Annotated in this window: 16 protein-coding genes; 6 read left to right on the top strand and 10 right to left on the bottom strand. The window is 70.8% G+C overall.

Features of this window, described 5'->3' with window-relative positions:
• Positions 1-106 precede the first annotated feature (106 nt).
• The 4 genes from RIN75_RS29920 to RIN75_RS29905 form a co-directional block, all read right to left on the bottom strand.
• Positions 107-2,926 (bottom strand): PQQ-dependent sugar dehydrogenase, encoded by a 2,820-nt coding sequence (locus RIN75_RS29920; RefSeq protein WP_309115385.1) that lies wholly within the window; start codon positions 2,924-2,926, stop codon positions 107-109.
• A 31-nt stretch (positions 2,927-2,957) separates the two neighbouring features.
• A complete protein-coding gene (locus RIN75_RS29915) occupies positions 2,958-4,403 on the bottom strand; it encodes an endo-1,4-beta-xylanase (RefSeq protein ID WP_309115384.1) in 1,446 nt (481 codons plus the stop codon).
• Positions 4,404-4,504: 101 nt separating this feature from the next.
• Positions 4,505-6,274 carry an RICIN domain-containing protein gene (locus RIN75_RS29910; protein WP_309115383.1) on the bottom strand — a complete coding sequence of 590 codons (1,770 nt, stop codon included), beginning with the start codon at positions 6,272-6,274 and terminating at the stop codon, positions 4,505-4,507.
• Positions 6,275-6,828: 554 nt separating this feature from the next.
• A complete protein-coding gene (locus tag RIN75_RS29905; protein WP_309115382.1) occupies positions 6,829-7,839 on the bottom strand; it encodes a LacI family DNA-binding transcriptional regulator in 1,011 nt (336 codons plus the stop codon).
• Between the two features lie 153 nt (positions 7,840-7,992).
• On the opposite strand from RIN75_RS29905, the gene RIN75_RS29900 reads away from it, so the two are divergent.
• From RIN75_RS29900 to RIN75_RS29880, 5 genes are all read left to right on the top strand, one after another.
• Positions 7,993-9,243 carry an extracellular solute-binding protein gene (locus RIN75_RS29900; RefSeq protein WP_309115381.1) on the top strand — a complete coding sequence of 417 codons (1,251 nt, stop codon included), beginning with the start codon at positions 7,993-7,995 and terminating at the stop codon, positions 9,241-9,243.
• 3 nt (positions 9,244-9,246) lie between these two features.
• Positions 9,247-10,134: a sugar ABC transporter permease gene (locus RIN75_RS29895; RefSeq protein WP_309115380.1), complete on the top strand. Its 888-nt coding sequence runs from the start codon at positions 9,247-9,249 to the stop codon at positions 10,132-10,134.
• 167 nt (positions 10,135-10,301) lie between these two features.
• Positions 10,302-11,063 (top strand): carbohydrate ABC transporter permease, encoded by a 762-nt coding sequence (locus RIN75_RS29890; RefSeq protein ID WP_309115414.1) that lies wholly within the window; start codon positions 10,302-10,304, stop codon positions 11,061-11,063.
• Positions 11,064-11,073: 10 nt separating this feature from the next.
• On the top strand, positions 11,074-12,771 hold the full coding sequence (locus tag RIN75_RS29885; protein ID WP_309115379.1) for a trehalase family glycosidase: 1,698 nt from the start codon (positions 11,074-11,076) through the stop codon (positions 12,769-12,771).
• A 35-nt stretch (positions 12,772-12,806) separates the two neighbouring features.
• Entirely contained in the window at positions 12,807-15,641 is a 2,835-nt protein-coding gene (locus RIN75_RS29880; RefSeq protein WP_309115378.1) for a glycoside hydrolase N-terminal domain-containing protein, read from the top strand.
• 46 nt (positions 15,642-15,687) lie between these two features.
• Here RIN75_RS29880 and RIN75_RS29875 read toward each other — a convergent pair whose 3' ends face one another.
• From RIN75_RS29875 to RIN75_RS29850, 6 genes are read right to left on the bottom strand one after another with little or no spacing between them, the layout of a single operon-like run.
• A complete protein-coding gene (locus RIN75_RS29875) occupies positions 15,688-16,824 on the bottom strand; it encodes an inositol-3-phosphate synthase (RefSeq protein WP_309115377.1) in 1,137 nt (378 codons plus the stop codon).
• On the bottom strand, positions 16,821-17,837 hold the full coding sequence (locus RIN75_RS29870) for a sugar phosphate isomerase/epimerase family protein (RefSeq protein WP_309115376.1): 1,017 nt from the start codon (positions 17,835-17,837) through the stop codon (positions 16,821-16,823). Before RIN75_RS29870 ends, RIN75_RS29875 begins: the two co-directional genes overlap by 4 nt.
• A gap of 16 nt (positions 17,838-17,853) precedes the next feature.
• Entirely contained in the window at positions 17,854-18,993 is a 1,140-nt protein-coding gene (locus RIN75_RS29865; protein ID WP_309115413.1) for a Gfo/Idh/MocA family oxidoreductase, read from the bottom strand.
• 32 nt (positions 18,994-19,025) lie between these two features.
• Positions 19,026-20,051 carry a substrate-binding domain-containing protein gene (locus RIN75_RS29860; protein ID WP_309115375.1) on the bottom strand — a complete coding sequence of 342 codons (1,026 nt, stop codon included), beginning with the start codon at positions 20,049-20,051 and terminating at the stop codon, positions 19,026-19,028.
• A 27-nt stretch (positions 20,052-20,078) separates the two neighbouring features.
• Positions 20,079-21,083, bottom strand: a complete 1,005-nt coding sequence (locus RIN75_RS29855; RefSeq protein ID WP_309115374.1) for an ABC transporter permease — start codon at positions 21,081-21,083, stop codon at positions 20,079-20,081.
• Positions 21,080-22,591 (bottom strand): sugar ABC transporter ATP-binding protein, encoded by a 1,512-nt coding sequence (locus tag RIN75_RS29850; RefSeq protein WP_309115373.1) that lies wholly within the window; start codon positions 22,589-22,591, stop codon positions 21,080-21,082. Before RIN75_RS29850 ends, RIN75_RS29855 begins: the two co-directional genes overlap by 4 nt.
• A gap of 296 nt (positions 22,592-22,887) precedes the next feature.
• On the opposite strand from RIN75_RS29850, the gene RIN75_RS29845 reads away from it, so the two are divergent.
• A complete protein-coding gene (locus tag RIN75_RS29845) occupies positions 22,888-24,357 on the top strand; it encodes an arabinofuranosidase catalytic domain-containing protein (protein ID WP_309115372.1) in 1,470 nt (489 codons plus the stop codon).
• The last annotated feature ends 6 nt before the right edge of the window (positions 24,358-24,363 follow it).

The raw sequence follows: 24,363 nt of genomic DNA, 5'->3' as shown, positions 1-24,363 counted from the left end.
GCCGCCGCCGGTGGCGCAGCGACCACCGCCCCGGCGACCAGTGCCGCAAATGCAGCACCAAACGCTCTTCTCGCAGAAGGAAAACTCATCTCAACCTCCCAAAGCCTCAGGGCAGCGTCCAGCGCTGGTTCGCACCGCCGTGGCAGGACCAGACGATCAACGCCGTCCCGTCCGCCGTCGAAGCGCCGTTCGCGTCCAAGCACTTCCCGGACGCGTTGACCAGCGACCCGTTCGCTCCGACCGACCAGTTCTGCGCCGAACCGCCGTTGCAGGTCCACAACCGCACCGCACTGCCATCGGCAGTCCCGGCCGCGTCCATGCACTTGCCCAACGCCCGCAACGTCGACCCTTGAACAGACCACTGCTGGTTGGTACCGCTGTTGCAGGTCCACAACTGGATGCGCGCCCCGTCAGCCGTACTGCCCCCGCTGACGTCCACGCACTTCCCGCCCGGACCCGTGATCGGACCAGTACGCGTCCCGGTCGACGTCCCGAGGGTGAACGCGTCCACGTCGAACAGGTAACCCGTGCCACTACCCGCGAACGTCAGGTAGAGCGGCCCGGTCGTGGTCGGCACGTTCGTCAAACCCGCCGAGACCTCGGTGAACGTGTCCCAACCACCGGTCACCGGCACCGTCGCGGTGCCCAGCACCGGCCCGGTCGCCGAGCCGGTCCGCACCGAGATCGTGCCGCCCGCGCCCGCCGACGACACCCGCGCGGTGAACCGGTTGGCGCCGGTCAGGTTGTAGGGCTGGAACGCGATCCAGTCCCCGTTGTGCACGTCGCCGACCGTGCGACCACCCTCGGCCGCGGTCTTGTCGTACAGCCCGACACCGGACTGGGACGTGTAGTGCTCAGCCTGCCGGTGCCGCAGCTGCAAGGTGTGCTGGGTGTGCGTGGTGGCCGGCGGGACACCGTTCGCGCCGTTGTCGGTGTACTCGGCGTCGAACACCGCGAACAGGTTCGCCGCCGTGTCGTGCTCGCCGTCCACCGGGATCTGGAGCGTGCCCGAGCACCCGGTCTTGGACGTGATCGGGTGGCCGTGGCTGTCGTGCCCGAGGATGTAGGACAACTTCACCCTGGCGCAGTCGATCGTGCCGTCCTCGGCATCGGTCACCGTGATCGTGTACGGGATCGTGTCGCCGAAGCTGAACAACGAACCGTTGGGCGGTGTGTTCAACGTGACCACCGGAGCCGCGTTGCCGACCGTGATGGTCAGGTTCGTACTGCCGGTGAGCCCACCTGGGTCGCGCACGGTGAGCGTGACGGTGTACTGGCCGTTGGCGGTGAAGGTCTTGCTCGGGTTGGCCGCGGTCGACGTGGTGCCGTCACCGAAGTTCCACGAGTACGTCAGCGCGCCGCCCTCGGGGTCCGAGGAGCCGCTCGACGAGAAGTTCACCGTCAGCGGCGCGCCGCCGGACGTGCGGTCGGCCGACGCGTTCGCGATCGGCGCGCGGTTGTTGCCGCTGCCGATGTACTCGATGCGGTACAGCGCCGAGCTGGCGTCGCCGCTGCCCCAGCCGGTGCCGTAGTCCAGCACGTAGAGCGCGCCGTCCGGGCCGAACGAGGCGTCCATGACCTGCGTGCCGCGCCACGGGAAGTCGCTGACCTGCCCGGCGGAGCCGTCCGCGTTGACGTCCACGACCTTGATCCAGCGGCGGCCGAACTCGGTGGCGAACACGTGCCCGTCCAGCGACTGCGGGAACTTCACGGTGGACGGGTTCGCCGCGTCGTACCGGTAGACCGGGGCGCTCATCGGCGACTCCGACCCGCAGCCGAACGCGGAGAACGAGCAGTTGTCGTACTTGATCCACGCGGCCCGCGCGGCGGGCAGGTTGGTCAGGCCGGTGTTGTTGGGCGAGTTGTTGACCGGCGCGGCGCAGTTGAACCGGCTGCCGGACGGGCCGGACGGGAAGGTGAAGTCGACGTAGGTCTCGGCGGAGGTGTTGCCGCCCACGCAGTACGGCCACCCGTAGTTGCCCGCCGACGTGATCCGGTTGAACTCCACCATGCCCTGGGGTCCGCGGGTGTTGCTCGCCGAGCCCGCGTCGGGGCCGTAGTCGCCCAGGTAGATCGTGCCGGTCGCCTTGTCCACGTTGAACCGGAACGGGTTGCGCAGGCCCATCGCGTAGATCTCGGGCCGGGTGCGGGCGGTGCCCGGGGCGAACAGGTTGCCCGCCGGGATGGTGTAGGTGCCGTCCGGGTTGACCTTGATCCGCAGCACCTTGCCGCGCAGGTCGTTGGTGTTGCCCGCGCTGCGCTGGGCGTCGTAGGCGGGGTTGCGGCCCGACCGCTCGTCGATCGGGGTGTAACCGCTGGAGTCGAACGGGTTGGTGTCGTCGCCGGTGGACAGGTACAGGTTGCCGGCCGCGTCGAAGTCGATGTCGCCGCCGACGTGGCAGCACATGCCCCGGCTGGTCGGCACGTCCAGCACGGTGACCTGGCTGGACATGTTGAGCGTGAAGTCGCTGTTGAGGGTGAAGCGGGACAGCCGGTTGACGCCGTTCCACGCGGAGAAGTCGCTGCCGCTGGACGGCGCGTCACCGCCCGGGGTGTTCAACGTGGGCGCGTAGTAGATGAAGACGTGCCGGTTGGTGGCGAAGTTCGGGTCCGCCGCGATGCCCTGCAGGCCCTCCTCGTCGTGGGTGTAGACCGGGATGTTCCCGATGACGCTGGTGGTCCCGGACGCCGTCGTGCGACGGACCGTGCCGTTGCGGGAAGTGTGCAGGACCGAGCGGTCGGGCAGCACGGTCATCGACATCGGCTCGCCCATCTCGGCGACGCCCTTGGCCAGTTCGACCTGCTGGAAGTCCGCCGGGTTGACGGCGTGCGCGGCGGCGGGCGGCGCGGTCGCGGTCGTCACCGCCACCGCGCCCGCCACGGCCAGGAGCGCGGCGGAGAGCGCCGCGTTGAGTCGGTTTCTCATGGTGGGCAACACTTTCCGTCTCGTTGTCCGGTCAGACGCGGTTGAGCTGGAAGCGCTGGTTCGCGCCGCCGGTGTAGGTCCACTGGGAGATGCGCGCGCCGTCGGCGGTCGAGGCGCTCCAGACGTCCAGCGCCAGGTTGCTGGCCCGGTTGACCAGGCTGATCACACCGCCACCGTGGTCGACCACCCGCCATTGCTGGGCCGCCGAGTTCGCGTCCGGCTGCTGGACGATGTCCGCCCCCGTCGACGTCCCGGTCGCCTGCAACACCAGGCCGCTGTGCCGCGCCCGCACCCGGTAGTAGCCCTCACCCGAGGACAGGAAGTCGAACTGCTGGTTGAGGCCGCTGCCGGCCGTCCACTGGATCAGCAACGCCCCCGCCGCCGTGGACGCCCCGTTGATGTCCGCCGCCTTCCCGCTGTGCGAGGCGACCAGCCGGTAGTTCACGCCGACCTGCACGCCGCCACCGGGGTTGGTGCCGCCGTTCAGCACCGACAGGACCGAGTCGTAGGCGGGCTTCTTGTTGCCGGAGCGGTCGAACAGCAGCGGGTTCTCGCCCGACCGCCACGAGTCGCTGTCCCGGATGCCCCACACCGTGATGCCGGTGCAGCGCGGGACGTTCATGCAGGCCCGGACGGTGTTGGCGTACCCGGTGGTGGGCGCGTTGGCGATGTCCAGCTCGGTGATCTGGACGTCCACGCCGAGCGCGGCGAAGTTGGTCAGCGTCGTCTGGAAGGTGGCGGGCGGTCCGCCGGAGCCGAAGTGGGCCTGGAGGCCGACGCAGTCGATCGGCACGCCGCGCGCCTTGAAGTCGCGAACCAGGTTGTACATGCCCTGGGTCTTCGCCGCGTTCCAGTCCTCGACGTTGTAGTCGTTGTAGCAGAGCTTGGCGCCGGGGTCGGCCGCGCGGGCGGTGCGGAAGGCCTCCTCGATGAACCCGCTGCCCAGCACGTCGCGGAACACCGAGGGGCGCAGCTGGGTGGTGCCGTCGGCGAACGCCTCGTTGACCACGTCCCAGGAGTCGATCTGGCCGCGGTAGCGGGCCGCGACGGTGGTGATGTGGTTGTTCATCACGCTGCGCAGGGTGTTGGCGTCGCGGATGTCCTTGACCCATTGGGGCAGCTGGGAGTGCCAGACCAGGGTGTGGCCGCGCAGGCGCTTGTTGTTGTTGCGGGCGTGCGTGGCGATCCGGTCGGCCCCGCCGAAGGTGAAGTTGCCGCGGGACGGTTCGGTGGCGTCCCACTTCATCTCGTTCTCGGCGGTGATGGAGTTGAACTCCCGGTTGAGGATCGTCGTGTACTGGCTGTCGCCGAGGCGGCCCGCGGCCACCGCCGTGCCGAAGTACCGGCCGGTCTGCGCCGCCGCCGCGCCCAGGGTGGTCTCGGCGGCGGAGGCGGGGGTCGGCAGGAGGGTCGCGGCGGTGGCCAGGACGAGAGAAGCGATGGCGGAGTGCCTGCGCCATCGGGTCGGGCGGGTCATGCGTTCTCCTTCGCCTTTGGAGGAGTGGTTCCGGGAGCGCTCCCAGATCCGGTGACGAGAACGCGGCCGGCAGGGGTGCCCCCGCCGGCCGCTGGTGGTGATCAGCGACCCGGCAGGCGCCAGGTCTGGTTGAGCGGACTGGACTGGTCCACCGGCTTGCACGTCCACTGGTGCACGGCCGCGCCCGGCGCGGTGGAGACGTTCGCGACGTCGACGCACTTGCCGCTGTGGCGGGCGACGAGCTGGTAGTCCCGCGCGTCGCTGCCCGCGTAGGTGACCTTCCGGAGCGTGTACTGCTGGTTGGGGTTGCCGTGGCAGGCCCACTGGATCACCGCGGCACCGTCCGAAGTGGACCCCGAGTTGACGTCGAGGCACTTGCCGGACTGCCGGTTGACCACGGTGAACGTGTCGGCCAACCCGGCCACCGGGCTGAAGGTCCACCGCTGCTCGTCACCCGTGCCGCAGGTCTGCTGGCGCTGCTGGGTGCCGTCGGCGGTGCTGCGGTCGGGGTTGGTCAGGCACTGCTGCGAGTGCTGGGCGACCGCGGTGGACTCGAAGGAGCCGCCACCGGGGTCGGTGGGCGGGAGCAGGGTGATCGTGAAGGTGTCATCGACAGCGGTATGCGGCAAGTTCACCGTGACACCATTGCTGGACAGGGTGACGACGGAGTTCAAAACAGTCACCGGCCCGGCCACCGCCGCGCCCCCGTTGTGCGGGATGCGCTCGGCGAGCACCCGCACCTGGTTGTTCACCACGACGCCGCTCGTGGTGTCCAGGCGGCGCAGGTTCACCGCGATGTTCCCGGTGGTGCGCCCGCCACCGACGAGGACCTTGGCGCTGCCGGTCGTCTTGGTGGCGAAGGCGTCGTAGTTCGCGCTCGGGGTGACCGAGGCCGTCACACCGGTCTGCGAGCCGTAGAACTTGTAGACCCACCACTCGCCCTTGGGCTGGTGGCGGCCCGCGGAGTCGCGGACCAGCAGGTTCGCCAGGTCGTTGTGCAGGTTCCCGGCGCTGGCCCAGTTGGCCCGCAACCCGTCCGCACCGGCGCGTTCCAACCGGGCGATGTACCAGGCCCCGTCGGCGGGGTTCTGCTCGTTGGAGGCCGCGTACTCGTTGATCTGGTAGGGACGGGGGTGCGGGATGCCGCGCGCGTCGAGGCTGGCGTTGGCCGCCGCGACGTTGGCGACCGGGTCGCTGGGCAGGGCGTGCCAGCTGATGATGTCCGGGACGACGTTGTTGGCCTTCACGAAGTCCAGGTACTGCGTCCACCACCCGGGCGAGGTCGACGGCACACCGGCCAGGCTCGGCCCGACGATCAGGTGACTCGGGAACTCGGCGCGGATGCGCTGGTACGTGCGCCGCCACAGTTCGAGGTACTGGGCCTGGGGCCGGTTCCAGAACAGGGTGATGTTGGGTTCGTTCCAGATGTCCCACTGGACCGGGGCGCCGGTCGCCCGGACGTCGGCGATCACGCGGGTGAGGAAGGCGTCGTAGTCGGCCCAGTTGCCGTTGTCACCGGGGAAGCGGGAGATCGGGTAGCCGTCGGCGCCCCAGAGGTCGTGCGGCAGCAGGACGAACTCACCGCCGAGGGCGCGAGTGCGCAGCAACTGGGCGCGGGTCGCGTTCCACCGCCGGTCGTACTTGCCCGAGACCCAACCGCCCGGACTGTCCAGTTGAGCGCCACCGGCACGCATGAAGCGGAACTTGACGTCCCGGAAGAAGTTGTCGGCAGGCGCCGAGGCGTCCTCGGTCATGCCGTAGATCCAGCCCGAAGCGCGGTAGGTCGGCGCGCCACCGGTGACGGAGAAGTCGACGCTGATCGACTCGTCGGCCGCCCGGGCGGGGAGGCCGGGTAAGAGTTGCGCGATCATGGCAGCCAGCAGGACAAATATGGCGCGATGCCCTCGGCGAGTGGTGTCCACATCAGTCTCCCGGTGCAGGGACGGGTCGTGGTGCTGCCACGGCTCCCCGGCGGGCGCGGAGTTCGGTGTTCGCCGTTAGTTCGCCGTTGAACCATGAGGACTACCGACGAATCGGCCGAACGGGGGTCGAACCGATTCGATCGCTGCGCCACCGTACGCGCGAACCCCCAGCCCGCACAAGGCCTCACCCAATCGAAACGCTACGCAAAACCATCCACCACCACCGGCAACCGGCACCGTCAACCCGGCTGTTCTTCGGCGGCAGCGCCGGGCGGGCAGCGCCGCCGAGGGGGGCACAACTCGAGCCCGGCTGTTGTAGTTGTGCCCATCTCTGGTGGTTCGCCGCCAGTGAGGCGCTTTTGATCTTTAGACCGGTCCGCGTCACCCCCGAGTCCACGCTTCGCGGGTCACGACAGGACGCACTCCGCCCTGCTGGAGGAGGAACGCGCTTCGCGCTCACGAACGGACGTACTGGCGCGCGCAGGCAAAGCGAGCTACCGGGCTTACCGCCGTCGAGCGCCCGTGCTCGACCGCAACGTCACCGCGGGCATCAGCAAAGCGTGCCTGGGCGTAGCCCCCGGGTTCCCGATCTGCTCCAGCAACAACTCCAACGCCAACCGAGCCATCTCCCCCGCCGGCACATCGGCAGCCGTCAACGGCGGGTGGAAGTCCTCGGCCAGGTGATCCGCGATCACCCCGGTAATCGAGAAGTCCCGCGGCACCTCCAACTCCGCCCGGTGCAACGCCCGTTGCAACCCCGGCAAAGCCGCCTCGTTGATCGTCACCAACCCGGTGACCCCCGGCAACCGCGTGCGGATGTCCTCAAAACAAGCAAACCCCGCCCCGGGCTCGTCGGGACACGTCACCACGTGCGCCCGCACGCCCCGCTGCTCCGCCGCCTCCAGGAACCCCGCCGTCGACCGCGCGGCGGGACCGTAGCCCGAGGCGACCAGTTCGGGAGAACGATTGATCAGCACCACCTCCTCGTGGCCCAGATCGGCCAGGTGGTGCACGCACCGCCTGATCAGCGCCGCGTAGTCGACGTCCACCCACCACGAAGCGCCGGGGTGTTCGACGTGCCCGATCGTCACGAACGGCAGGCCGCTCTCCTCCAAGCGGCTCACCCTCGGGTCGTCCAGCAGGATCTCCATCAGGATCACCCCGTCGACCCTCCGCCCGCTCACGATCCGCTCGAAGGAACGGTCGTGCCCCCCACCGCTGGGCGAGACGAGCACGTCCAAGTCGTGCGCGGCAGCGGCTTCGACCACGCCCGCGACGAAACCCAGCTGGGCTCCGGTCAGGCGGGCGCCGGCGGGTGGTATGACCAGACCGAGGGTCCGGGTCCGGCCTTCGGCGAGGGCTCGGGCGCTGGCGTTCGGGCGGTAGCCGAGTTCGGTGATCACGTCGTTGATGCGCTTGGCGGTCGCCTCCGCGACCGGGCGCTTCCCGCTCAGCGCGTAGGACACCGTGCTGCGCGACACGCCCGCACGCTTGGCGATCTCGCCGATGTTCATGCGCTCACCATCCAACCGATTCGACCCGCTGTTCGACGCATTCGACTGCGGCCGATGATACGGCTTCCTGGGGCTTGCGTGCCGACTCGCCCATCATTACGTTGGCGTAACACCGCGCGGATCGAACCGGTTCGACCGGAAGGGGACTCCGCAATGCACCGCACACCCACCGCCCCGCCGACCATCAGGCCGACGGCCAAGCCGACCACCCGGCTGGCCGTGGCGCTGGCCGCGGCGGGGCTCGTCGTGGCCGGGTGTTCCGGGCCGTCCGGGGACGCCGGGACGTTCGAGCTGTGGGACCCCTACCCGCACTTCGACGCGAGTTCGGAGTGGGCCAAGGTGATCGACCGGTGCGGTGAGCAGGCCGGCGTGAAGGTCGTGCGGCAGTCGTACGACACCAGCGACCTCACCGGGAAGGTGCTGCTCGCGGCCCAGCAGGGCGCGGCGCCGGAGGTCCTGGTGGTGGACAACCCGGTGGTGTCCACGCTGGCCGAGGCGGGCGTGCTCAAGTCCAATCAGGACAGCGGGCTGGACGCGTCCGCCGCCGCCCCGAACCTGGTCGCGGCGGCCCAGACCGGTGGGCAGACCTACGGCGTGCCGCTCGGCGCGAACACCTTGGGCCTGTACTACAACAAGTCCGTCCTGACCTCCGCCGGCGTGGACCCGGCGTCGATCACCGACTGGGACTCCCTGGACGCCGCCCTGGCCAAGGTCACCGCCGCCGGCCGCAAGGGCATCACGTTCGCCGCGATCGGCACCGAGGAGGGCACCTTCCAGTTCCTGCCCTGGTTCTGGGGCGCCGGCGCCAACCTGACCAACCTCGCCTCGCCCGAGGCCGAAGCCGCCCTGAGCCTGTGGAAGTCGTGGCTGGACAAGGGTTACGCACCCAACACCGCCATCAACAACACCCAGGTCGTCAGCTGGCAGGAGTTCGCCACCGGCGAGTACGCCTTCGCCGAGAACGGCACCTGGAACATGGCCAACGCCGCCAAGACCGGCTTCGAGGTCGGCGTGCTGGCGATCCCGGGCCGCCGCGGCGGGGTCGCGCCCGCCCCGACCGGCGGCGAGTTCGTCACCGTCCCCACCCAGCGCGAAGGCGACACGGCCACGGCCACCAAGGTCGCCTCCTGCCTGATCAGCCCGGACAACCTGCTGGCCACCGACACCGCCCTGACCTACGTCTCCGCCGTCCCCTCCGTCCGGGACAAGCAGGTCGCCCAAAACCCCGGCCTGCGCGTCTGGGTGGACGCGGTGCAGGCCGCCAAGGGCCGTACCGGCGACGGCCTGGGCACCAGGTACCCGCGCATCTCCCAACCCCTCTGGACGGCCGTCCAAGCGGCGCTGACCGGCGCGAAGTCGCCGCGCGAGGCGCTGGCGGAGGCCGCGGCCACCGCGGCGAAGTGACCCGTGCGGCACTCGCGCCGGCTCGCCGGCTGGGCGTTCCTGCTCCCGCTCGTGGCCTACCTCGTGCTCTGCTACGCCTACCCGTTGCTCACCAACGTCGACCTGAGCGTGCGCGACCACACCGTCCGATCCTTTGTGCACGGTGGCGCGCCTCTAGTAGGACTGCGCAACCACGTACAGGTCTTCACCGATCCGACCTTCCGCACCGCGCTGGTCAACACGGTGCTGTTCACCGCCGGCTCACTGGTGTTCCAGTACGTGATCGGCCTGGCCCTGGCCGTCTTCTTCGCCCGCCGCTTCCGGTTGTCGGCGACGCTGCGCGCGCTGTTCCTGGTGCCGTGGCTGATGCCGCTGATCGTGTCCGCCTCCACCTGGGCGTGGCTGCTCAACAGCGAGGCGGGCATCGTCAACGCGGCCCTGGGTGTCGTCGGGATCGACAAAATCGCCTGGCTGACCTCGCCGGAGTGGTCGCTGGTGGCGGTGACCGCGGCCAACATCTGGATCGGCGTCCCGTTCAACCTGGTGATGCTGCACAGCGGCCTGAAGAACATCCCGCCGCACGTCTACGAGGCGGCCTCGTTGGACGGCGCGAGCGAGTGGCAGAAGTTCCGGCACGTCACCTTCCCGCTGCTGCGGCCGGTGTCCGCGGTGACGCTGCTGCTGGGGCTGGTCTACACGCTCAAGGTGTTCGACGTCATCTGGATCATGACCCGCGGCGGCCCCAGCGGCTCGTCGACGACGTTCGCCACCTGGTCCTACGAACTGGGCTTCGGCAACGCCCTGCCCCGCTTCGGTCCCAGCGCCGCCGTGGGCAACGTGCTCGTCCTGCTCGCCGTGGCCGCCGGCCTGCTCTACGTGCGGCTGCAACGCCACCAGGAGGCCGCGGCATGAAGTCGTGGCACCCGGTCAAAGGATGGCGCCCGGTCAAAGGATGGCGCCCGGTCAAAGGATGGCGCCCGGTCAAAGGGTGGCGCCCGGTCAAAGGGTGGCGCCCGGTCAAAGGGTGGCGCCCGGTCAAAGGGTGGCGCACAGCGGTGGGGCTGCTGCTCACCGCCGTGATGCTGTTCCCGGTCTACTGGATGGTCGCCGTCTCCCTCACCCCGGCCGACCGGATGCGCAAGTCGCCCCCGGACCTCATCCCGCTCACGCCCACCTTCGACGGCTACGCCCGCGTGCTGCGCGAGCAACTGCCGTACTTCGGCACCAGCCTGCTGGTCGGGCTGGGCGTGGTCGCGGTGACGCTGGTCCTGGCCGCGCCCGCCGGGTACGCGCTGGCGAAGCTGCGGCCACCGGGGCGCGCGCCACTCACGTTCATACTGCTGGTCGCCCAGATGATCCCGGGCATCATCATGGCGCTGGGCTTCTACAGCGTGTACGTCCGGCTGGGCATCACCAACACCGTGTGGGGCTTGATCCTCGCCGACTCCACGATCGCGGTCCCGTTCGCCGTGCTGGTGCTGACCGCGTTCATGTCGTCGGTGCCCGACGAACTGCTGCAAGCGGCCCGGATCGACGGGGCCGGGCCGGTGCGCGCGTTCTGGTCGGTCGTGCTGCCGGCGAGCCGCAACGGGGTCGTCACGGTGGCGCTGTTCGCGTTCCTGTGGGCGTGGTCGGACTTCCTGTTCGCCGCGACGCTCGACGGCGGCGGCGCGCTCAAGCCGCTGACGCTGGGGATATACCGCTACATCGGCAACAACAACCAGGAGTGGAACGCGATCATGGCGACCGCCGTGGTCGCTTCCGTGCCGGCCGCCGTCCTGCTCGTGCTCGCCCAGCGGTTCGTCGCGGCGGGCGTGACGGCGGGCGCGGTCAAGGACTGAAGGGGGCGCGGTGGACGACTTCTCGGTGCGGGAGATCCCGTTCAGCCACCGGGGTTCGTGGTTGGACCTGTCACCGGTGGTCGGGCTCGCCACCTACGCCGACGACCTGCACCTGGTGTCGCACCGCAACGGGATGCACGCGGTGCTGCGCCTGGTCCCGGTGCGCGGCGACGGCCGGGTGCCGGCCGAGGTGACCGCCAACCCGGCGGTGCTGACCTGGTCGGCGGACGGAGGCAAGGTCGAGGCCGCGTTCGAGACGCCGTCCGCCCTGCGCATCCGGGGTGAAGGGCTGGGGCTGTGCATCGCGGCGGCCGAGCCCACGCTGACCCCGTTCACCGGGACCTACATGTTCTTCGACCCCGTCTCCACCGCGCACGTGTTCACCTCCTACGAGACCGGCCACCGCTACCGGGTCAGCGTCCTGTCCGGGCAGGCGCACCGGTCCGGCGCGTGGGCGCTGGGCACGGCCGACCGCGAGATCGTGATCGGCGAGGACGGTGGGACGTGGGAACTGGTGCTGGAGGAGCTGACGACCGCCCGCGAAGCGGTGTCGGCCCGCCCGCCCTTCGCCGACGTCGTGGCGGCGACCCGGCGGTCGGTGGCGGCCTTCACCGACGCGATCGCGCCCTGGCGCAGCGACCGCACCCCCGCCGCCGAACTGGCCTGCTACGTGCTGTGGTCGGCGGTGGTGGACCCGTCGGGGTTCATCGGCCGGCCGGCGGTGCTGATGTCCAAGCACTGGATGGACAAGGTGTGGAGCTGGGACCACTGCTTCACCGCCCTCGCGCTGGCCGCCGGCGACCCGCGGCTGGCCTGGGACCAGCTCCAGGTGGTGTTCGACCACCAGACCGCCGAGGGCGCACTGCCCGACTCGATCACCCACGCCGAGGTCCTCTACAACTTTGTCAAACCGCCCGTCCACGGGTGGGCGGTGGCCCGGCTGCGCGAGCGCCTGCCCGGCGGGCTGCCGCAGGCCGAACTCGCCGCCCTCTACCACCGGCTGTCCGCGTGGACCCGGTTCTGGCTGGACCACCGCCGCGCGCCGGGCGAACCGCTGCCGCACTACGAGCACGGCAACGACAGCGGCTGGGACAACGCCACCGTGTTCCACCAGCAGGGTGCGGTGCAGTCCGCCGACCTGTCCGCCTTCCTGGTGCTCCAGATGCGCGAGCTGGCGCGGCTGGCGTGGGAGGGCGGTGACGCGGCCGCCGCGACCCGGTGGACCCGCGAGGCCGCCACGCTGCAGAACGAGCTGATGCGGCGGCTGTGGAACGGCTCGGCGTTCACCAGCCGACCGGTGGACGGCGCGCCCCGCTCGACGTCGAGCCTGCTGGACCTGATGCCGGTCGTCCTGGGCGACCAGTTGCCCTCCGAGGTCCGCGCCACGGTCGCGGCCGGCGTCGCCCGGCACCTGACCCCGGTCGGGTTGTCCACCGAACTGCCCGACTCCCCCACGTACGAGGCGGACGGCTACTGGCGCGGCCCGGTGTGGGCGCCGTCGACCGTGCTGGTCGAGGACGGCCTGCGCCGGGGCGGGGCGGTCGAGCTGGCCGACGAGGTCAGCGCCCGGTTCCGAGCGCTGTGCGAGAAGTCCGGGTTCGCCGAGAACTTCGACGCCCTCACCGGCCAGGGCCTGCGCGACCGGGCCTACACCTGGACCGCCGCCGCCTACCTCCTGCTGGCGGGTGACGCCGAAGCACGGAGGTGACCCTCTCTCCCCCACCATCCACTGTGGAGCATCCAATGACGGAACTCTCCCGAAGGCAAGCGATAGTGCTCGGCGCGGCCAGCGCCGCCCTGACCTCCGTCGGTCTTTCCTCGACGGCGCAGGCGGCGTCCCCGGCCGGCGACATGTCGCTGTGGTACGACGAGCCCGCCGGCACCGACTGGCTGCGGGCGCTGCCGATCGGCAACGGCCGGCTGGGCGCGATGGTGTTCGGCGGCACCGACGCCGAACGCCTGCAGCTCAACGAGGACACCCTGTGGGCGGGCGGGCCGCACGACTACACCAACCCGCAGGGCGCGGGCGCGCTGGCCGAGATCCGCCGGCTGGTGTTCGCCGACCAGTGGACCCAGGCGCAGGACCTGATCAACCGGACCATGCTGGGCAACCCGGCCGGCCAACTCGCCTACCAGCCCGTCGGCGACCTGCGGCTGGCCTTCCCCGCGCCGGGCACGGTCTCCGGCTACCAGCGCTGGCTCGACCTGAACACGGCCACCACGGTCACCACCTACGTCGCCAACGGGGTCCGCCACCGCCGCGAGGTGTTCGCCTCCGCGCCCGACCAGGTGATCGCGGTCCGGCTGACCGCCGACCGGGCCGGCTCGGTGTCGTTCACCGCGTCGTTCACCTCGCCCCAGCGCACCTCCGCGTCCAGCCCGGACGGCACGACGATCATGTTGACCGGGGTCTCCGGCGACCACCGGGGCATCCCGGGCTCGGTCCGGTTCACGGTCATGGTCCGCGCGGTGACGACCGGTGGCAGCACGAGCAGCACCAGCGGCTCGCTGCGCGTGACCAACGCCGACAGCGTGACCCTGCTGGTGTCGATCGGCACCAGCTACGTCGACTACCGGACGGTGAACGGCGACCACCAGGGCATCGCGCGCCGGCACCTCGACGCCGCCCAGCCCGTCGCCTGGGACACCCTGCGCTCCCGCCACGTGGCCGACTACCAGCGCCTGTTCGGCCGGGTCACCATCGACCTGGGCCGCACGGCCGCCGCCGACCTGACCACCGACACCCGCATCGCCCAGCACGCCACCTCGAACGACCCGCAGTTGTCCGCGCTGCTGTTCCAGTACGGCCGTTACCTGCTGATCTCCTCCTCCCGGCCGGGCACCCAGCCCGCGAACCTCCAGGGCATCTGGAACGACCAGATGGCCCCGTCGTGGGAGAGCAAGTACACGATCAACGCCAACCTGCCGATGAACTACTGGCCCGCCAACACGACCAACCTCTCCGAGTGCCACGACCCGGTCTTCGAGATGATCGACGACCTGACCGTGACCGGCGCCCGGGTCGCCTCCGCCCAGTACGGCGCGGGAGGCTGGGTCACGCACCACAACACCGACGGCTGGCGCGGCGCGTCCGTGGTCGACGCGGCGCTCTGGGGCATGTGGCAGACCGGCGGCGCGTGGCTGGCCACCATGATCTGGGACCACTACCTGTTCACCGGGGACGTGAACTTCCTGCGCGCCCGCTACCCGGCGATGAAGGGCGCCGCCCGGTTCTTCCTGGACACGCTGGTCGAGGAGCCGAGGCTGCGGGTGCTGGTCACCAACCCGTCCAACTCGCCCGAACTCCTCCACCACACCAACGCGTCGGTGTGCGCCGGGCCGACCATGGACATGCAGATCCTGCGGGACCTGTTCGAAGGCTGCGCACGGGCGAGCGAGGTGCTCGGGGTCGACGCGGACTTCCGCAGCCAGGTGCGGGCGACCGCGTCGAGATTGGCCCCGATGAAGGTCGGGTCGCGCGGCAACATCATGGAGTGGCTGTACGACTGGGTGGAGCCGGAGACCAACCACCGGCACGTGTCCCACCTGTACGGGCTGCACCCGAGCAACCAGATCACCAAGCGCGGCACCCCGGCCCTGTTCGACGCGGCCCGGCGGACCCTCCAAATACGCGGCGATGCCGGGACCGGGTGGTCGCTGGCGTGGAAGATCAACTACTGGGCGCGGTTGGAGGAGGGGGCGCGGGCGCACGAGCTGATCAGGGCGTTGATCAGGACGGACCGGTTGGCGCCCAACATGTTCGACCTGCACCCGCCCTTCCAGATCGACGGCAACTTCGGGGCCACCTCGGGCATCGCGGAGATGCTGCTGCACAGCCACACCGGCGAATTGCACATCCTGCCCGCGCTGCCGCCCGCGTGGCCGGCGGGGAGCGTCACGGGCCTGCGGGGACGCGGTGGTTACACGGTGGGCGCGAAGTGGAGCGCCGGCAGGGCCACGGAGATCACGATCGCGGCCGACCGCGACGGGACGGTCAAGGTTCGGGGGCGGGCGTTCACGGGCACGTTCGAACTGACCGACGCGACGACAGGGACCGTGGTGACCCCACAGCGCCCGGAGACCGATGTCATCACCTTCCCCGGCCAGGCCGGACACACCTACCGCGTGACCGTGACGAGTTCGGGGTCGGTGGTCGAGCCCGGGGTGAACTACCGGTTGGTGGCGGTGCACAGCGGGAAGGCGGCGGACATCAACGGCGCGTCCACGGCGGCGGGGGCGTTGCTGATCCAGTGGACGGCCGGCAGCGGCCTCAACCAGCAGTTCGACTTCCTGTCCTCGGGTGAGGGCTACTACCGGGTCCGGGCGCGGCACAGCGGCCTGGTGTTGCAGGCGACCGGGACGTCGACGGGGGCGGACATCGTCCAGCAGCCGGACGCGAACTCGGCGGCCCAGCAATGGCGGGTGGTCGACCACGGTGGCGGTGTGATCAGCCTGGTCAACCGGGCCAGCAACCTGGCGCTGGACGTCTGGAGCGCCTCGACCGCCGACGGCGCGCGGATTTCGCAGTGGAACGTGACGGGCGCGAACAACCAGCGCTTCCAGCTGCAACGGGTGTGATCGCGGGTTTCCAGGCCCGCTTTGACCAGAAGCGGGCCTGGAAACCTCACAGGGTGCGCGCCCAGCGGTGGAGGGCTTGGGCTTGTTCGGCCAGGCGGTGTTCGGTGCTGCCGAGCGGGTCCTTGAAGAAGAACGCCAGGTCGGTCTGGGGGCCTGACCTGCCGGCGGCGTGGGCTGCGGCCAGGAGCCTGGCCAGGTCCAGCACCAGGGGTGCGGCCAGGGAGGAGTCGAGGCCGTTCCACGTCAGTTGCAAGGACATCCGTGCGCCCAGAAAGCCTTCGAAGGACACGTGGTCCCAGGAAGTCTTGCGCTCACCCAGGTCCGGGACGTAGTCGATGTGCAGTGGTGCTGTGACGTCCTCACCCAGGAGCGCTGCCAGGCCACGTGCCTTGGAGATGGACTTGCTGCTGGCGTGTTCCGGGTTCGACAAGGTCGCGCCGTCACCACCGCCGAGGAGGTTGGTCCCGGTCCAGGACAAGACCTTCAGGGCGCGGGAGGTGAACATCGGGGCCAGGGCGGCGCGGAGGAGGGTTTCGCCGGTCTTGCCGTCCCTTCCGGCGTAGGGCAGGGACTTGCTTCGGGCCAACTCGTCCAACGCCGGTAGGGCTACGCCGGTCGACGGGGTGAAGTCGACGAAGGCGCAGCCGGCCTGGAACGCGGCGTAGGCCACCAGTGAGCTGGGCGGCAGGACTGGGCCGGGTGTGCGGAGGGCTTCCTCCAGGGACTCCAGCGTGGTGTGGGTGACGGTGGCCGGTGGTTCGGTGGAGGCCACGTTCACGACCACTACGCGAGCCAGGCCGTGCCGCTCCTGGAAAGCGGTGATGTCGCCGGTCAGGCGGGTGGCGGCGTCCTGTTGGCTGCCCGTGAAGGCGCCCGGGTGATAGCCGGGGACGATCTCGGCGTCTACCGCCGCCAACTCGTCGGCCACGGATTCGACCAGGCCTGGCGGGAGGACGCCGTCCCGGGTCAGGGATTCGGCGCGCTTGAGCAGAGGGGTGGTGGCGATGTCGTGGCCGCCGACGGTGAAGGCGTCCCACGGAGGGAGGGGTGCGTCCAGCAGCTCGGTGACGCAGCCGGTGGGAGGGGTCAGGCCGGCGCGGAGTGCCAGGAGGCCTGTGACGGCGGTCGTGGCCACAGAGCCACGACCGCCGTTGAGCCACAGGCCGACGCGTTCGGACGTCACGCGGGGTCCTGGCTGGTGGAGAACGCCGCGTCGAACGACGCGGCGGGCGGGTCGAACGCGTTGTGGCGGACGAACTCCAGCGCCTCAGGGGCACCGATCAGGCGGTCCATGCCGGCGTCCTCCCACTCGACGCTGATCGGACCCTGGTAGCCGATGCTGTTGAGCATCCGGAACGCCCGCTCCCACGGCACGTCACCACGACCCGTCGACACGAAGTCCCAGCCCCGGCGCGGGTCGCCCCACGCCAGGTGCGAGCCCATCCGGCCGTTGCGGCCGTCGCCGACCTGCCGGCGGGCGTCCTTGCAATCCACGTGGTAGATCCGGTCGCGGAAGTCCCACAGGAAGCCCACCGGGTCCAGGTCCTGCCACACGAAGTGGGACGGGTCCCAGTTGAGGCCGAACGCCGGGCGGTGGCCGATGGCCTCCAGGGTCCGGGTCGTCGTCCAGTAGTCGTAGGCGATCTCGGACGGGTGCACCTCGTGCGCGAACCGGACCCCGACCTCGTCGAACACGTCGAGGATCGGGTTCCAGCGGTCGGCGAAGTCCTGGTAACCCGCGTCGACCATCGAGGCGGGCACCGGCGGGAACATCGCGACCGTCTTCCAGATCGACGAGCCGGTGAAGCCGACCACGGTGTCCGCGCCCAGGCGGGCGGCGGCGCGGGCGGTCACCTTCATCTCCTCGGCCGCGCGCTGCCGCACGCCCTCGGGGTCGCCGTCGCCCCAGATGCGCGGGGACAGGATGCCCTTGTGGCGCTCGTCGATCGGGTCGTCGCAGACCGCCTGGCCGGTGAGGTGGTTGGAGATCGTCCACACCTTCAGGTCGTGCTTGGCGAGGATCGCGAGCCGGTCGGCCACGTAGTCGTCGTCCTCGGCGGCCCGCCACGGGTCGAGGTGGTCGCCCCAGCAGGCGATCTCCAGGCCGTCGTAGCCCCACCCGGCGGCCAGGCGGGCGACCTCCTCGAACGGGAGGTCCGCCCACTGGCCGGTGAACAGGGTGATCGGACGTGCCATCTCGGGGTTCCCCTTCTCAGACGGTGTGCCAGGTGCGGGAGGCCGCGCTCGCCTCGACGGCCGCCAGCACGCGCTGCAGCCGCAGGCCGTCGGCGAACGACGGGCTCGGGTCGGTGCCTTCGGCGACGGCGCGGACGAAGTCCACGGCCTGGTGGGTGAACGAGTGCTCGTAGCCCAGGACGTGCCCGGCGGGCCACCACGCGCCCACGTACGGGTGGTCGGGCTCGGTCACCACGATGCGCCGGAAGCCGGCCGTGGCGGAGTCCTCGCCGCCGTCGAAGTAGTGCAGGACGTTCATGTCCTCGAAGTCGAACGCCACGCTGCCCGTCGAGCCGTTGACCTCGATCCGCAGGGCGTTCTTGCGGCCGCTGGCGAACCGGGTGGCCTCGAACGACCCCAGCGCGCCCCCGGTGAACCGGGCCAGGAACAGGGCGGCGTCGTCGACCGTCACCGGGCCGGTCTCGTCGGACACGGCGGTGCCCGACAGGCCCGAGTGGGCGGCGGCGAGGGGGCGTTCGGTCACGAAGGTCTCCAGCGTGCCGCAGACCTCGCTGATCGTGTCGCCCAGGATGAACTGCGCCGCGTCCACGATGTGCGCCCCGATGTCGCCCAGCGAGCCGGAGCCCGCCTTGTCCTTCTGCAACCGCCACGACAGCGGCGCGGCCGGGTCGACGATCCAGTCCTGGAGGTACTGGGCGCGCACGTGGTGGATGCGGCCCAATCGGCCTTGCGCCACCAGGTCCCGGGCCAGGCTCAGCGCCGGCACCCGCCGGTAGCTGAAGCCCACCATCGCCCGCACGCCCTTCGCGGCGGCCCGTTCCGCCGCCGCGGCCATCGCCTCGGCCTCGGCGACGGTGTTGGCCAACGGCTTCTCGCACATCACGTGCTTGCCGGCGTCCAGTGCGGCCACGGCGATCTCGGCGTGCGTGTCGCCGGGCGAGCAGATGTCGATGACATCGACGTCGTCCCGGTCGAGCAGGGTCTTCCAGTCGGTGACCGCTTCCTCCCAGCCCAGGCGGGCAGCCGCCGCCCGGGTGCGCTCGGGGTTGCGGCCGCACAGCACGGCCATCACCGGCCGCACCGGCAGGTCGAAGAAGCGGGGTGCCACGCGCCACGCCTGGGAGTGGGCCGATCCCATGAACTCGTGGCCGATCATCGCGATGCGCAGTTCCGTCACGTGAGCGCTCCTCAGGACTCGAAGGCCGCGGGCAGGTAGCGGTCGACGTTGTCCTTGGTGACGACCGGGGCGTACAGCTGGATTTCCCGCGGGATCTCCACCTCTACCAGGTCGCCCAGGGCCTTGCCCTGCACCGCGAGCCGCGCCAGCCGGATGCCGTCCGCGCCCTGGGTCGACGGGTACACCACGGTCGCCTTGTGCAGGCCGTTGTCCGCCTTGATCTCCCGCATCACGTTGGCCGACCCGGCGCCGCCGACCAGGAAGAACTCGCTGCGCCCGGCGTTCTTGATCGCCGCGGACACGCCGACGCCCTGGTCGTCGTCGTGGTTCCACACCGCGTCCAGCTTCGGCGCGGCCTGCAACAGGTTCGCGGCGGCCTTCTCGCCGCTCTCCACGGTGAACTCGGCGGCCACCCGGTTGTTCACCTTCAGCCCGCACTCGCTCAGCGCGTCGGCGAAGCCCTTGCTGCGGTCCTGGGTCAGCGGCAGCGAGTCGATGCCGGCGATCTCCGCCACGACCGCACCGGTCTTGCCCTTCAGCTTCTCGCAGATGTAGGTGCCGGCCGAGACGCCCATGCCGTAGTTGTCGCCCAGCACGGTGGAGCGCGCGGCGAACGGGCTGTCGAACTCGCGGTCGACGTTGATCACCGGGATGCCGGCCTTCATCGCCTTGAGCGCCACCGGGGTCAGCGCCGCGCCGTCGAACGGCAGCAGCACGATGGCGTCGACCTTGTCGTTGATGAACGTCTCCACCTGGCTGATCTGGAGGTTGACGTCGTTGGTCCCCTCCACCACCCGCAGCTCGACGTCGGAGTACTTGCCCGCCTCGGCCTTGGCCGCGTTGGTGATCGCGGCCATCCAGCCGTGGTCGGCGGCGGGCGCGGAGAAGCCGATGACGACCTTCTCGCCGGGCTCGTCGTTGGCCACCTTGGCGCCGCCCTGGCCGCTGCCGGCCGGGGGTTGCGCGGTGTTGCCCGTGCAGGCGGTGAGCGCGACGGCCATCGCCGCGACGAGACCGGTTATCGCCTTGCGTGACATGGTTTTCGCTCCTGTGTGCGGCGGTGGTCAGGCGGTGCTTCTGCGGGCCAGCCGCTGCTGGAGGAGCACGGCGACCACGATGATCGCGCCCTTCGCGACGGCCTGGGCGGAGATGGACAGGTTGTTGAGGGTGAACACGTTCGACAGCGTGGTGAAGATCAGGACGCCGAACACGGTGCCCGCGATGGTGCCGCGACCGCCGGACAGCAGGGTGCCGCCGATGACCACGGCCGCGATGGCGTCGAGTTCGTAGAGCAGGCCGTGCGTGGAGCTGCCGGTGGTGGTGCGGGCGACGAGCATGACCGCCGCGATGCCGCAGCACACGCCGAGCAGGGTGTAGAGCATGACGGTGTGCCGCCGCACGTCGATGCCGGCCAGCCGCGCCGCCTCGGGGTTGCCGCCCACGGCGAAGGTCCGGCGGCCGAACGTGGTGCGGTTGAGCAGCACCCAGCCGCTGGCGGCGACCAGGGCGAACACCACCACCAGCACGGGCACGCCGAGCACGGAGGCGTCGAAGAACGCGGTGAACCCCTGGACGTTCACGATCTGCGTGCGGCGGTTGGAGATGATCTCGGCGAGCCCGCGGGCGGCGGCGAGCATCGCCAGGGTCGCGATGAACGCCACGATCCGCCCGTAGGCGATGAGGGCCCCGTTGATCACGCCGCACCCGGCGCCCACGGCCAGCGCCGTGAACACCATGATCAGCCAGTGCGTGTTGGTCGCCATGCTCTGCGTGGCCAGGGTGGTCGCCCACACCGAGGCCAGCGCGACGATCGCGCCGACGGACAGGTCGATGCCGCCGCCGGTGATCACGAACGTCATGCCGACGCTGACCACGCCGATCACCGACGCCAGGCGCAGGATCGTCAGGACGTTGTCCAGGTCGGCGAACCGGTCCCCCGCCGTCACCACGCCCACCAGGCACAGCAGCACCAGGGCCACCACCAGGCCGGTGTTGCGGCCGGGCGCGGAGGCCAGGAACGACGTGCCGTTGGTGCGCGGCGCGGCGCGGGTGGCGGTGTCTTCGCTCATGCGGCGGTTCCCTCCATGACCAGGTCGAGGACCCGGGCTTCGTCGATCTCGTCGGCCGGTCCCTCGTGCACGACACGGCCTTCGCGCACCACGAGCACGCGATCGGCCAGGCCCAGGACCTCGTCGATGTCGCTGGACACGACCACCACGGCGACACCCCGGTCGGCCAGGTCGCGCACCAGCCGGTAGATCTCGCCGCGCGCCCCGACGTCCACGCCCCGGGTCGGCTCGTCCAGCAGCAGCACCCGGCAGCCGCGCAGCAGCCAGCGGGCGAGCACGACCTTCTGCTGGTTGCCGCCGGACAGCGTGCGCACGATCCGGTCCACATCGGACGGTCGGACGTCCAGCGAGGCGGTCAGGTCGGCCGAGCGGGTGCGTTCGGCGTTCTCGTCGAGGAAACCCATGCGGGCGAACAGCGGCAGCGAGGAGACGGTGATGTTGCGGTAGACGGCCTGATCCAGCAGCAGGCCCTGGCTCTTGCGCTCCTCCGGGCACAGGCCGACACCGGCCCGCACGGCCGCGCCGACGTTGCCGGGCTTGAGCCGCCGGCCGTCGACCACGACCTCGCCCTCGGTGGGTTTCCGGGCGCCGTAAACGGCTTCCAGGATCTCCGAACGGCCCGCGCCGACCAGGCCGGCGAGTCCGACCACCTCGCCCGCGCGGACGGTGAAGTCCACCCCGGCGCGGCGGCCGACCGCAAGGCCGCGCACCACCAGCGCCTCGGCGGCGTCCGGCGGGACCGGGCGGCGCGGCGGGTAGACGTTGCGGGCCTCGCGGCCGGTCATCAGCTTGATCAGCTCCGCGGTGCTCACGGCGGAGACGTCCAGGCCCGCGGCGACCGTGCGGCCGTCCTTGAGCACGGTGACGCGGTCGCCGATCTCGCGGATCTCCTCCAGCCGGTGGGAGATGTGGATGACGGCGACGCCTTGGGCGGTCAGCTCGCGGATGACCCGGAACAGCGTGCGGACCTCGTCCTGGTCGAGCACGGCCGAGGGTTCGTCCATGATCAGCAGGCGGGCGTCCCGGGACAGGGCGCGGGCCATGCTGACCACCTGCTGCTGCGCGGCGGTCAACCGGCCCACGTCGCGGTCGGGCGGGATGTCCGAGTGGCCCAACCGCTCCAGCAGGGCGCGGGTGCGGCGGCGGGTCTCGGCGCGGCGGGTGAACCCGCCGGCGGACAGCTCGTGGCCCAGGAAGACGTTGTCCGCCACCGAGAGTCCGGGCACGAGGTCCAGTTCCTGGTAGAGGGTGGCCACGCCGGCGCGCATCGCGGCGGTCGGGTTGGCGAACGAGACGACCTCGCCGTTGCTGCGGATCTCGCCCTCGTCCGGGCGGTGCGCCCCGGAGAGCACCTTGATCAGCGTGGACTTGCCCGCGCCGTTCTGGCCCAGGAGGCAGTGCACCTCGCCCGCGCGCACGTCGAAGTCCACGCCGGCCAGGGCGGTGACGCCGGGGAACCGCTTGACCAGGCCGCGGACGGACAGCAGGGGCGGCGGGCTGGACGTCATCGGCGGCACTCCCGGTGGTTCATCGGCGGGGTTGTGGCAGCGCTCCCAGTGTGAGCGCTAACACACAGGCACGCGAGACTAGCGCGGAGCCAGGCGCGGTGACAGCGAATGGCGAGTTTTCGCCAGTGAAGCGATTCGCTCTCCCAATTCGTTGCATCGCTGATGTATTGACGCGTAGCGTCCGAAGGCGGTCGAACCGGTTCGATGTTGCGCAACACTGCGGTCGGACACGAGGGAGTCGCGCGATGCAGCCTTCACCCGTTCCCATTGCACCTCGACGTTGGCGTTCACATGCGGTGGCCCGGTTGCGCGCGGTGTTCGCCGTCGCCGTGCTGTGCGCCGCCGCCCTGTCGTTCGACGCGACGACGTGGACCGCACCGGTCTCCGCCGCCACCACCGGGCCGTGCGACATCTACGCCGCCGGCGGCACACCGTGCATCGCCGCGCACAGCACGACCCGGGCGTTATACGGGTCGTACGCCGGGAAGCTGTACCAAGTCCGGCGTTCGTCGGACAACACCACCCGCGACGTCACCGTCCTGACCGCCGGCGGCACCGCCGACGCCTCGCTCCAGGACACCTTCTGCGCCGCGACCACGTGCGTGATCACCGTGGTCTACGACCAGTCCGGCCGGGGCAACGACCTGTGGTACCAGGGTTCCACCGTCGTGCCCGGCTCCAGCCAGAGCCGCCCGGCGATCGCGACCAGCGAGTCGCTGAAGGTCGGCGGCAACAAGGCGTGGTCGCTCTACATCAACCCCGGCAACAGCTACTGGCGCGACGGCCACCTGACCGGCGTCCCGACCGGCGCGCAGCCCGAGGGCATGTACATGGTGACCAGCGGCACGCACGTCAACAGCGGCTGCTGCTTCGACTACGGCAACAGCGAGACGACCCGGTCCGCCGACGCCGCCGGGGCGATGGACGCGATCAACTTCAGCACGCAGTGCTGGTTCGGCGGGTGCCAGGGCACCGGCCCGTGGGTGCAGGCCGACCTCGAGTGGGGCCTGTTCCCGGGCGGCAGCCAGCAGTGGAACCCCAACCAGCGCGCGTTCCCGAACAGGTTCGTCACGGCCATGCTGAAGAACAACGGGACCACGCGGTTCGCGCTCAAGGGCAGCGACGCCCAGGCCGGCACCCTGACCACGCTGTGGGACGGCGCGCTGCCCAACGGCTACAGCCCGATGAAGAAGCAGGGCGCGATCATCCTGGGCAGCGGCGGCGACTGCTGCAAGCCCGGCGGCGGCGCGAACCTCAGCGCGGGCACGTTCTACGAGGGCGCGATGGTCGCGGGTTACCCGTCCGACGCCACCGAGAACGCCGTGCAGGCCAACATCGTGGCGGCCGGCTACGCCCCCGAGGCTCCGGCTCCGGGTGGGGCGGTGCGCGCGGTGGGCGCCGGCAAGTGCCTGGACGTGGCGGGCGGCAGCACGGCGCTCGGGGCCGCGGTGCAGATCTGGGACTGCCAGGGCACGCCGGGCCAGACGTGGGCGCGGACGGCGTCGGGCGAGCTGACCGTGTTCAGCGGCGGGACCCTGCGGTGCCTGGACGCCTACGGCGCGGGCACGTCCGCCGGGACCCGGGTGGTGACGTGGTCGTGCAACGGGCAGGCCAACCAGCGCTGGACCGTCAACGCGGACGGCACGATCCGCGGCGTCCAGTCGGGGCTGTGCCTGGACGTGGCCAACGCGTCGACCGCCAACGGCGCGGCGGTGCACCTGTGGACCTGCCACGGCGGCGCCAACCAGCGCTGGAGCGTGAGCTGAGCGCCG

It is taken from the genome of Saccharothrix sp. (genome assembly GCF_031180885.1).
Taxonomy (GTDB): domain Bacteria; phylum Actinomycetota; class Actinomycetes; order Mycobacteriales; family Pseudonocardiaceae; genus Actinosynnema.
This window is presented reverse-complemented; position numbering and strand designations above follow the sequence as displayed.

What these genes read in the sequence shown, in the direction of transcription:
- RIN75_RS29910 (WP_309115383.1), bottom strand. Translation starts at nt 6,274, where the DNA reads ATGATCGCGCAACTCTTACCCGGCCTCCCCGCCCGGGCGGCCGACGAG.
- RIN75_RS29890 (WP_309115414.1), top strand. Translation starts at nt 10,302, where the DNA reads ATGCTGTTCCCGGTCTACTGGATGGTCGCCGTCTCCCTCACCCCGGCC.
- RIN75_RS29905 (WP_309115382.1), bottom strand. Translation starts at nt 7,839, where the DNA reads ATGAACATCGGCGAGATCGCCAAGCGTGCGGGCGTGTCGCGCAGCACG.
- RIN75_RS29865 (WP_309115413.1), bottom strand. Translation starts at nt 18,993, where the DNA reads ATGATCGGCCACGAGTTCATGGGATCGGCCCACTCCCAGGCGTGGCGC.
- RIN75_RS29855 (WP_309115374.1), bottom strand. Translation starts at nt 21,083, where the DNA reads ATGAGCGAAGACACCGCCACCCGCGCCGCGCCGCGCACCAACGGCACG.
- RIN75_RS29870 (WP_309115376.1), bottom strand. Translation starts at nt 17,837, where the DNA reads ATGGCACGTCCGATCACCCTGTTCACCGGCCAGTGGGCGGACCTCCCG.
- RIN75_RS29900 (WP_309115381.1), top strand. Translation starts at nt 7,993, where the DNA reads ATGCACCGCACACCCACCGCCCCGCCGACCATCAGGCCGACGGCCAAG.
- RIN75_RS29920 (WP_309115385.1), bottom strand. Translation starts at nt 2,926, where the DNA reads ATGAGAAACCGACTCAACGCGGCGCTCTCCGCCGCGCTCCTGGCCGTG.
- RIN75_RS29915 (WP_309115384.1), bottom strand. Translation starts at nt 4,403, where the DNA reads ATGACCCGCCCGACCCGATGGCGCAGGCACTCCGCCATCGCTTCTCTC.
- RIN75_RS29850 (WP_309115373.1), bottom strand. Translation starts at nt 22,591, where the DNA reads ATGACGTCCAGCCCGCCGCCCCTGCTGTCCGTCCGCGGCCTGGTCAAG.
- RIN75_RS29860 (WP_309115375.1), bottom strand. Translation starts at nt 20,051, where the DNA reads ATGTCACGCAAGGCGATAACCGGTCTCGTCGCGGCGATGGCCGTCGCG.
- RIN75_RS29880 (WP_309115378.1), top strand. Translation starts at nt 12,807, where the DNA reads ATGACGGAACTCTCCCGAAGGCAAGCGATAGTGCTCGGCGCGGCCAGC.